This window comes from Streptomyces sp. NPDC021100 (assembly GCF_044333095.1).
Lineage (GTDB): Bacteria > Actinomycetota > Actinomycetes > Streptomycetales > Streptomycetaceae > Streptomyces.
Genome location: NZ_JBIRQH010000052.1, coordinates 1 through 2853, shown reverse-complemented (window position 1 = coordinate 2853; position 2853 = coordinate 1). Strand labels below are relative to the sequence as shown.

Genomic DNA, 2853 nt, shown 5'->3' with positions numbered 1-2853 from the left:
CTTGTTCTTTAACCCCTGGCGTCGAAATGTGCCTCGAACTGGGTCGCTGACCTGAGCATTCGTCGGACGCTGAGGCGGCCTCCGCCTGATCATGTGCTCCGACCAAGGTGCACGTGACCACGACGAAGGCCGTAAAGGTGAGTCTGCTGCCCGGAACCGTTCCAGGGGAAGCGTTCGCGGAAGCGTCACGCTTCCGGGACGAGTTGTACGCGTGTCTGACCGGACGCGGCGATGAGCTGTTCGAGCTGGCGGATGCGGTGCTGTGTGCGCCGGGTGCGGTGCACTCGGCGGTCGAGCTGACGCTTCTGCCCGAGCACCGCCGTGGGCACGGCGCGATGTACGACGGCCTCAACCAGGGCCGAATTGACGTCGGCCGGCTGCGGTCGCTGCTGGCCGGCCTGCCACTGCCTCGGTTCCCGGGCGGGCGCTTGATCCTGGCCGTCGACGTTTCGCCGTGGCTGCGGTCGGACGCGCCGTGCTCGCCGGAGAGGCTGTTCTGCCACGTCTACGGGCGGGCGAAGACGGCCTCGCAGTTCATCCCTGGCTGGCCGTACTCGTTCGTCGCCGTGCTGGAGATGGGCACCACGTCCTGGACGCAGATCCTGGACACGGTTCGTCTCGGCCCGGCTGACGACGCCACCGCGGTCACCGCCGAGCAGCTCCGTGGCGTCGTCGAACGGCTCATCGCGGCAGGCCAGTGGGCGCCGGGTGAGCCGGACATCGTGATCGTGACGGACGCCGGCTACGACGTGACCCGTCTGGCCTGGGTGCTGCGGGACCTGCCCGTCGAGCTGGTCGGACGCGTCCGCAGTGACCGGGTGATGCGGCTGCCGAAGCCGCCTCGGGTCTATGACCCGAAGGGCGGCCGGCCGCCGAAGCACGGCCCGGAGTTTCGCTTCGCCAAACCCGAGACCTGGCCCGAGCCGACAGTCACCACCCGGACAGCCACAGCGAACTACGGCAAGGCCGTCACACAGGCATGGGACCGGGTCCACCCGCGGCTGACCCACCGGGCCGCATGGCTGGACCACGAGGGCGAACTCCCCTTGATCGAGGGAACGTTGATCCGGCTGGAGGTCGAGCACCTGTCGAAGGACCGGGCGGCCCCCGCAGTGTGGTTGTGGTCCTCGAAGACCGGCGCCGACGACGCGGACGTCGACCGTGCCTGGCAGGCGTTCCTGCGACGCTTCGACCTGGAGCACACCTTCCGGCTGTTCAAGCAGACGCTGGGCTGGACCCGGCCCCGGTTACGGGACCCCGAGACGGCCGACCGATGGACGTGGCTGGTCATCGCCGCCTACACGCAGCTCCGGCTTGCCCGCCCGCTGGTCCGCGACCTGCGGCACCCATGGGAGAAGCCGACAGCACCACACCGGCTCACACCCGCCCGGGTCCGGCGGGCGTTTCGGAACCTCCGCCAGCACATGCCCTGCCCCGCCCGAGCACCGAAACCCCACCGACCCGGCCCCGGACGACCACCAGGCATCCCGAACAGACACCGGGCACCCCGCTACGACGTGGGCAAAACCCTCCGCCGCGAGAAGACCCTTATCGCCCTACAACGGTTGAAAGATTAAAGAACAAGCTTAGGAACAGTTAGCGGAGATGCACGGTTGGCGCAGGAGGGCCACACTGAAAAGGGTGGCCCTGGGTGGCCCTCCCCGGGGGAGTTCGTGGACCGACACAAATGAGAAAGCCCGTAACTCATGGTTGATCAGTTCGATTGGCGCTCCTGCGGCAAATGTCAGGTTCTGACTTATGATGGCTTTTTGACTAAGGGGCCATGTCCGGCAGGCGGCGTTCATAAAGCCTGGGGCTTCAACTACGATATGTGGGGCGGCGACCAAGCGCCCGTGGAAACTCCTGTAGTCCAAGTAAATTGGCGCCACTGTGGCGCCTGTCACGCGTTCTTCTATGACGGCTTTTCGGACAAGGGTCAATGCCCCGCCGGCGGAGGGCATCAGGCGGCGGGTTGGTACTTCGGTAATTACCACGGCCCCTTGACCTCTCCCCCCAGTCCGAGGGAGCAGGGCGATTGGCGTTACTGCGGTAAATGTCACGCGCTGTTCTTCGACGGACTCCCGACCAACAAGGGCCGATGCCCCGCTGGCGGTGGGCATGAGGCGGCAGGCTGGACCTTCGTCCTGGGGCATATCGAGGCGAATGCTACAGACTGGATGGATACCCAGGAGCGTCAGACCTGGGTGCTGGTCAAGGACGCGCACCTCGTGCAGGGGGGATGCTCACGCCTTGAAGTCGATCCACGTCTCGTGGTCGTAGCACGCGCCCACAGTGAAGACCTGGCAGTTCATCCCGGCCTCTGGGACAAGAAGACACCGGAGGGCTTTCCGGGGCATTACGGGTCTGACGGTAGTCTGGCTTCGGGGTCCGGGGGTCGGATCGCACAGGCTGTTGGTTCCCCTGGTGCCGAGAACGTCTTCCGCGGCAGGATTCGGGGCAATATTGCCCCGCCTGGACCGGATACGGCTTTCAATGCTTGGTGGAATAGTCCTAGCCATAAGGCGACCATGCTTAACTGCAACCACAACACGAGCGGCGTGGGCATCGCTTTCGGCAATGATCCTGACGGCTGGACTTCCTACTACTTCACCCAGGTGTTTCATTCCTGACTGCCTGGCTCAACGAGCGTCCGCTCCCTCCTGTGTTGGTCGACATCCGAGCGTCGATGTCACCGACACTCCGCACGCTGCGTTGCGCAAGTGCACGCCGGCGCGCGGACTCGGCACACTTCGCCACGAACCCACGGTGAGAAAGCCCCGGCCACGAAGTCAGCGACTCAGTGGCGCTCAGGGGAACTCACGGGATGTCGCACAGGAGGTTAAAGAACAAGCT

At 65.4% G+C, this 2853-nt stretch carries 2 protein-coding genes; both read left to right on the top strand.

All coding sequences use genetic code 11. The features are described 5' to 3' along the window. Positions 1-137: 137 nt before the first annotated feature. Positions 138-1577 (top strand): NF041680 family putative transposase, encoded by a 1440-nt coding sequence (locus ACH4PU_RS36150; protein ID WP_398282326.1) that lies wholly within the window; start codon positions 138-140, stop codon positions 1575-1577. Positions 1578-1706: 129 nt separating this feature from the next. After that, on the top strand, positions 1707-2630 hold the full coding sequence (locus tag ACH4PU_RS36145) for a CAP domain-containing protein (protein WP_398282323.1): 924 nt from the start codon (positions 1707-1709) through the stop codon (positions 2628-2630). Positions 2631-2853 lie beyond the last annotated feature (223 nt).

Bases quoted from the DNA above. Each gene is read 5' to 3' on its own strand.
- ACH4PU_RS36145 (WP_398282323.1), top strand. From the start codon at position 1,707: ATGGTTGATCAGTTCGATTGGCGCTCCTGCGGCAAATGTCAGGTTCTG.